Source organism: Clostridium sp. Marseille-P2415, assembly GCF_900155545.1.
Lineage (GTDB): Bacteria > Bacillota > Clostridia > Lachnospirales > Lachnospiraceae > Lacrimispora.
In genome coordinates this window covers 1,492,579-1,498,828 of the sequence record NZ_LT732526.1, presented here as the reverse complement: position 1 = coordinate 1,498,828, position 6,250 = coordinate 1,492,579, and the positions used below count along the sequence as shown (strand labels likewise).

Sequence of the window (6,250 nt, the reverse complement as noted above, 5' to 3'; positions counted from 1 at the left end):
AGCTATGCTGGGGAGAATAGTGTAAGTGGAAACGGTGAGGATATAACGAAAAAGCCTCCTATGATAAAATGAGAATGGTGTCGCAAGCCAAACTCAAAAATAGGAGGCAGTCCCAATGGACAATAAAAGTTTATCACACAGTAGATGGAAATGCCAGTACCACATAGTATTTATTCCAAAGTATCGGAAAAAGCAACTATACGGACAAATAAAAGAAGATGTACGAGAAATACTTGGTACGCTATGCAAGTATAAAAATGTAGAAATAATAGCAGGAGCAGTATGCGTAGATCATGTACATTTAAGCTTAGCAATTCCGCCGAAGCTTAGTATATCAAGTTTCATGGGCTATTTGAAAGGAAAAAGTACGCTGATGATTTATGATAGACATCCAGAATTGCAGAGTAAGTGGAATAAAGCGTTTTGGTCGCGAGGATATTATGTAGAAACCATTGGTAATATAACCGATGAAGCAGTACAGAAATACATTAAAGAGCAAGCAGAAGAGTCGCGCAAGGAAGATATGAGAAGTACCGCTTTTTAGCGGACCAGTAAGGATGCTTGCGACACCGCCCTATTGGGCGAGCAGTAAGAAAGCCCTTATTAGGGCTAATATCAAACCACCAGTTGAACTGGTGGTTGCTGACTTAGAAAAACCGGACGGTCTGGAAGGAGTGCAAAGGCCCTTGAGTAAAAGATGGATAGCGGCAGCAGCAGGTATCGTTCTGAGCCTTGGAAGCGTTATGGCTTCCCAGGCGGAGGAGGCAGATATACAGGAGACAAATGAAAGCCGGCAGGCAGCCTTCTCCGGTTGGCAGTGGCAGGAGGATTCATATGGCTGGAAGTATGTCAATGCCGAAGGGGAATTTAAGAAGAACTGCTGGGAAGAAATCAGCGGGTATTGGTATCATTTTGACCGTGACGGATACATAGCGACCGAATGGACAAGGATCGGGGGACTCAATTACTGCTTCCGTGAGACCGGAGAGCTGGAGCTGGGCTGGTGCTATAACGATGAGGATGAAACGTGGTATTATTTTAATGAAGACGGAACGGTCAGAAAAGGCTGGTTTCAGGATGACGATGGAAGCTGGTACTGGTTTTCCACAAAAGGAGAAATGGCGTCTTCCGGTTATAAGAACATATTGGGAAAACGGTATTTCTTTTATGACAATGGCCAGTTGGCAGCAAACAAGTATATAGGTCTGTTTTACATGGACGAAAGTGGGCAGAGAAATAAGGAATACGATATTAACATTGAAGGAAAGGGCAGTTCTTCTTCCGTATCCTCTGAGATAAAGGATGCATTTACAGAGGCTGTTGAGAACATTCCCGGGGAATGGATCAGGAAGTTTACGGATCAGGGCTGGGAGATCCTTTATTATCCCGACAAGGAGTATTTTTCTGCGCCCTTAACGGGAAGCGGAACTTATTTTGTCTGCCATAAGCTGGATATAAATTATAGAAAAATAAAGATCTGTAAGCCGGAAGACTTAACAGAAGCGTTTGGTGAGTACATCGGTTATGCTTCCGGGTGCTATGAAAACGGCAATCAGAACGCTACGGATTTGCTCATGAGCAAGGATTCGGTGGATGAATTCGTGAGCATACCGGATTATTATGCGGATGATTTAAAATTCTATTTCGGAAAGCTGGTAGCCGCCTATGTGAGCAGCGCGTCCACCAGAGCAGAGATGGAAGAAGCGGCGCCTGAGGTGACGGAGATCTTAAAGGAGATTTTATGCTTAAATGACAAGTAACCCATTTGAATCAGGCAGATGAAGATGAAAACTGCCGGTATTCTGGCTGGAAAAGGGAGCTTCCCTTCTTATCCGCCGGAATACCGGCAGCTTTTTATTTCCTTTCGGTCTTATTCCGCCAGCTCTTCCCATAATTCATAGAGTTCTTCAAGTCTTTGTGTGATCGCTTCTTTTTCCTTATTTAATTCCATTAATTTTGGAACGTCAGTAAAAATCTCTTCCTTTCCCAGGAGTTCATCAATTTCCCCGTCTCTGGTTTCTAATTTATGGATTTCATCCTCTGTTTTCTTTAAATCGTTCTGGCGCTTGCGGATGCGGGCCTGTTCTTCCTTCTGCGCCTTCCAGTCCAGTTTGATTTCGGAAACGTCTTCCGGCCGGTCATCCCCTGCAGAAGAAGGGGCCGCATATAAATTCGTCATGACTTCCTTCTTTTCCAGGTAGTAGTCATAGTTTCCGATATAATTAACCAAAGTCCGGTTGGTTAAGTCTAAAATCCTGGTGGCGGTTTTGTTTATGAAGTAACGGTCATGGGACACGTACAAAATGGTTCCGGTATAGTTTACCAGGGCAGCCTCTAAAATTTCTTTTGAGGTGATGTCCAAGTGGTTGGTGGGCTCATCCAGGATAAGGAAGTTGGCTTCGGAAAGCATGAGCTTTGCCAGGGACACACGTCCCCGTTCCCCGCCGCTCAAATCCTTTACCCTTTTAAAAACGTCGTCTCCGGTAAAAAGAAAGGCTGCCAGGATGTTGCGTATCTGCGTGTTATTCATGGCAGGGTAGGTGTCCTGCAGCTCGTCAAACAAGGTCTTCTCCATATGAAGCACCTGGTGCTCCTGGTCATAATAACCGATATGTACCTTGGAGCCCAGAGTTACTTCCCCTTCATCCGGGTTCAGGATACCATTTAAGATTTTTAGTATGGTGGTCTTGCCGGTTCCGTTTCCTCCGATTACGGCGACCCGTTCCCCGCGCTTGATCTCAAAATTCACATGATCAAAAAGCAGGTTCCGGCCAAAAGCTTTTCTTAAGTCCCGTACGGTGAGAACATCGTTCCCGCTGATGATATTTGGCTCCAGGCGGATCCGCATCTCATCGTTTACTTCCGATGGTTTTTCCAGCACTTCGATTTTATCCAGCATCTTTTCCCGGCTTTCCGCCCGCTTAATGGATTTTTCCCGGTTAAAGGACTTTAATTTGGCAATGACCTCTTCCTGGTGTCTGATTTCCTGCTGCTGGTTTAAGTACGCTTTCATCTGGGCCTCCCGGATCATGGCCCGCTTCCCGCTGTAGTCGGTGTAATTCCCCTGATATACGGTCATGAGGCCGCTATCCAGCTCTATGATCTTCGTGACCACCCGGTCCAGAAAATAGCGGTCATGAGCCACGATGATGACGCTGCCGTCATAATTGATCAGATATCCTTCCAGCCAGGCAATGGATTCCATGTCCAAATGGTTGGTAGGCTCGTCAAGCAGGATGATGTCCGGCCTGGTAAGGAGAAGCCTTCCTAAGGAAACGCGGGTTTTTTGTCCCCCGGATAAGGAGGACACAGGCTTATGAAATTCCTCTTCCGTAAAACCAAGACCCTTTAAAACGCCTGTTACCTCACTTTGATAGGCATAGCCGTTTTGAAGTTCAAATTCATGGTTTAAGCGGCTGTAAGTGGCGAGCATGGAATCAAGTTCTTCCCCGGAGGCATGTTTCATATCCATTTCAAGCTGGCGGATCCTTGCTTCCATTTCAATGATGGGGCGCTTGATCTCCAGGACTTCCTCGTAGATAGTCCGGTCTCCGGATAAATCCTGGTGCTGAGCCAGATAGCCGATGGATTTCCCCTTGGAAACAACCACTTCCCCTTCGTCTGCAGAGAGTTCACCAATGATGATTTTTAACATGGTGGATTTCCCGGCTCCGTTAATTCCCACAATAGCGGCTTTCTCATGGTCCTCTATATGAAAGGAAGCATGTTTGATGACCTCGTTGCTTCCAAATGCTTTGCTTATATTGCTGCATGACAGAATCATGTTTCATTTTCCTCCTGATTAAGTGTAAGACAACAGAATAAGTATAATATAGGTGCTTTCTTTTTTCAAGGATACAATCATAAAACCCGTTTGACATTATTTTGACACGCAGTTATAATGGTATTAGTTTAATTCTAAGTTAAAGAAGGTGAAGATGTGGCAGAGAAAGAGATTTCCAAAGCAGTGGTTGCCAGGCTTCCGAGATATTACCGATATCTGGGTGAGTTAATGGAAGATGGAGTAGAACGGATATCCTCCAATGATTTAAGTGTCAGAATGAAAGTTACCGCTTCCCAGATCCGTCAGGATTTGAATAATTTCGGCGGATTTGGCCAGCAGGGTTATGGCTATAATGTAAAATATTTATATACGGAGATTGCAAAGATACTGGGCATAGACAGACAGCACAATATCGTTATCATAGGCGCCGGTAATTTGGGTCAGGCGATCGCCAATTATTCGAATTTTGAAAAGCGCGGATTCTTAATCAAGGGAATGTTTGATATTAATCCACGTCTGATCGGCCTTGTAGTCCGTGGAATTGAGATACGAAGTGTGGATGATCTGGAACAGTTTGTGAAAGATAATGATGTTCAGATCGCAGCCCTGACCATTCCAAAGACCAAGGCGCCGGAGATCGCAGACCGCCTTGTGAGGGCAGGGATCAAGGCTATCTGGAATTTTGCCCATACGGATTTGAGTGTACCCGACGATGTGGTAGTGGAGAACGTTCACTTGTCGGAAAGTCTGATGCGCTTATCTTACCGGGTCTGCAGCATGCAGGACAATGCTGAGAAAGAGAAGGAAGAACAGAACAGGTAATTCGGAAAAAAGGGATAACATGCCTGCCGGCAGGTGAAGGGAAACAGCTCTTCGCTGCCGGTTGTTTTTCTATGACATGATTGATCCCTGTCAGGAAAGAAAGGCGGGAGCAGTATGAGATATCTGGTAACAGGAGGACAGATGAAAGAGGTGGACCGCTACACCATTGAGAAAATAGGGATTCCCTCTCTGGTGCTGATGGAACGGGCCGCCATGGCAGTTGCGGAAGAGGTTTTAAAGCACGGAAAAAAGACGGACCGGATATGGGTCCTGTGCGGAAGCGGCAATAATGGGGCGGATGGAATTGCAGCTGCCAGAATGCTGCATTTAAAAGGCTATGAGGCTTCGGTCATACTGGCCGGTAACAAGGATAAGGGGAGCGGCGAGTATTTAACGCAGATTTCCATAGCGGAAAAAACGGGCGTTAAGGTGATGGAGTTTTCTGATTTTATTCCCGGGAAGTGTGATATTCTGGTAGATGCACTTTTTGGTGTGGGACTGGACCGGGATATTCTGGGTTCATACCGGGAAATCCTGGATGCGATCGTCCGCTGCCGGCCGGAATTTACGGTGGCTGTGGATATCCCATCCGGCATTCACTCGGATACCGGGCAGATTATGGGGGCTGCCTTATGTGCAGATGTGACCGTGACATTCGGCTGTGAAAAGCTGGGGACCATGCTGTATCCCGGAAAAGAATACAGCGGTAAGGTTCTTGTTGCTGATATCGGTTTTCCGCAAGCCGGCTTTGAACGTCTTAAGACTGAATACTTTACCCTGGAGCCCGGGGATGAAAAGCTGGTACCGGAACGCCCGGCCTATTCCAATAAAGGGGATTTCGGAAAGGTTCTGGTGGTGGCCGGAGCCCCCGGTATGAGCGGAGCGGCTTATTTGAGCGCCCTTGCTGCTTACCGGACCGGAGCCGGCCTTGTAAGGATTTTTACGGTAGAGGAAAACAGGGCCATTCTTCAGACCCAGCTTCCGGAGGCTGTCATTACCGGTTATGATCCCCGGGAGACGGGGGCAGGGACCGGGAATTTTATCGAACTGTTAAGGAAACAGTGTGAATGGGCCAGCGTCATAGTCCTGGGACCGGGACTGGGCCAGGAGGATTATGTGAGAAATCTGGTGGAAGAGGTCCTTACAAATGCGTATGTTCCCATTATACTGGACGCAGATGGGCTTAATGCGATCGCGAAAAGCCCGGAACTGACCAGTTATTTCACGGAAAATATCATCATTACGCCTCACCTGGGAGAGATGGCCAGGCTTACCGGAAGCTCTGTGGAAACGATCCGGAAACATCTGGTTGCCACGGCCAGAGAATATGCGGACCGGTTCGGCATCACCTGTATACTTAAAGATGCAGTGACCATCGGGGCCTTAAAGGATCAGAGGACCTATGTCAGTGCAAGCGGAAACAGTGCCATGGCAAAGGCAGGAGCCGGAGATGTGCTGACCGGAATCATAGCCGGCCTTCTGGCATTAGGTTTGGAAGAGTCGGAAGCAGCAGCTTTGGGAGTCTGGCTTCATGGCCGGGCAGGTGACACGGTAAAAGAAAAGTATGGGGATTATAGTTTGCTTGCCAGGGAACTGACAGAAGAAATACATACAATATTGAAGGAACGGATGAGGTAACAGAGT

At 47.0% G+C, this 6,250-nt stretch carries 5 protein-coding genes; 4 read left to right on the top strand and 1 reads right to left on the bottom strand.

All coding sequences use genetic code 11. The annotated features are described in order from the left end of the window. Window positions 1-115: 115 nt before the first annotated feature. Together tnpA and BQ9856_RS11815 are read left to right on the top strand one after the other, a co-directional pair. Window positions 116-544 (top strand): IS200/IS605 family transposase, encoded by a 429-nt coding sequence (gene tnpA, locus BQ9856_RS11820; RefSeq protein ID WP_077609580.1) that lies wholly within the window; start codon window positions 116-118, stop codon window positions 542-544. Between the two features lie 142 nt (window positions 545-686). Beyond that, on the top strand, window positions 687-1,760 hold the full coding sequence (locus BQ9856_RS11815) for an N-acetylmuramoyl-L-alanine amidase family protein (RefSeq protein ID WP_077611216.1): 1,074 nt from the start codon (window positions 687-689) through the stop codon (window positions 1,758-1,760). 110 nt (window positions 1,761-1,870) lie between these two features. Here the strand turns inward: BQ9856_RS11815 and BQ9856_RS11810 are convergent, their stop codons facing one another. Then, window positions 1,871-3,784 (bottom strand): ABC-F family ATP-binding cassette domain-containing protein, encoded by a 1,914-nt coding sequence (locus tag BQ9856_RS11810; RefSeq protein ID WP_077611215.1) that lies wholly within the window; start codon window positions 3,782-3,784, stop codon window positions 1,871-1,873. A 156-nt stretch (window positions 3,785-3,940) separates the two neighbouring features. On the opposite strand from BQ9856_RS11810, the gene BQ9856_RS11805 reads away from it, so the two are divergent. Beyond that, window positions 3,941-4,606: a redox-sensing transcriptional repressor Rex gene (locus BQ9856_RS11805; protein WP_077611214.1), complete on the top strand. Its 666-nt coding sequence runs from the start codon at window positions 3,941-3,943 to the stop codon at window positions 4,604-4,606. Window positions 4,607-4,720: 114 nt separating this feature from the next. Beyond that, the gene (locus BQ9856_RS11800; RefSeq protein ID WP_077611213.1) at window positions 4,721-6,244 is read left to right on the top strand and encodes a bifunctional ADP-dependent NAD(P)H-hydrate dehydratase/NAD(P)H-hydrate epimerase; all 1,524 of its coding nucleotides are present in this window, start codon (window positions 4,721-4,723) and stop codon (window positions 6,242-6,244) included. The last annotated feature ends 6 nt before the right edge of the window (window positions 6,245-6,250 follow it).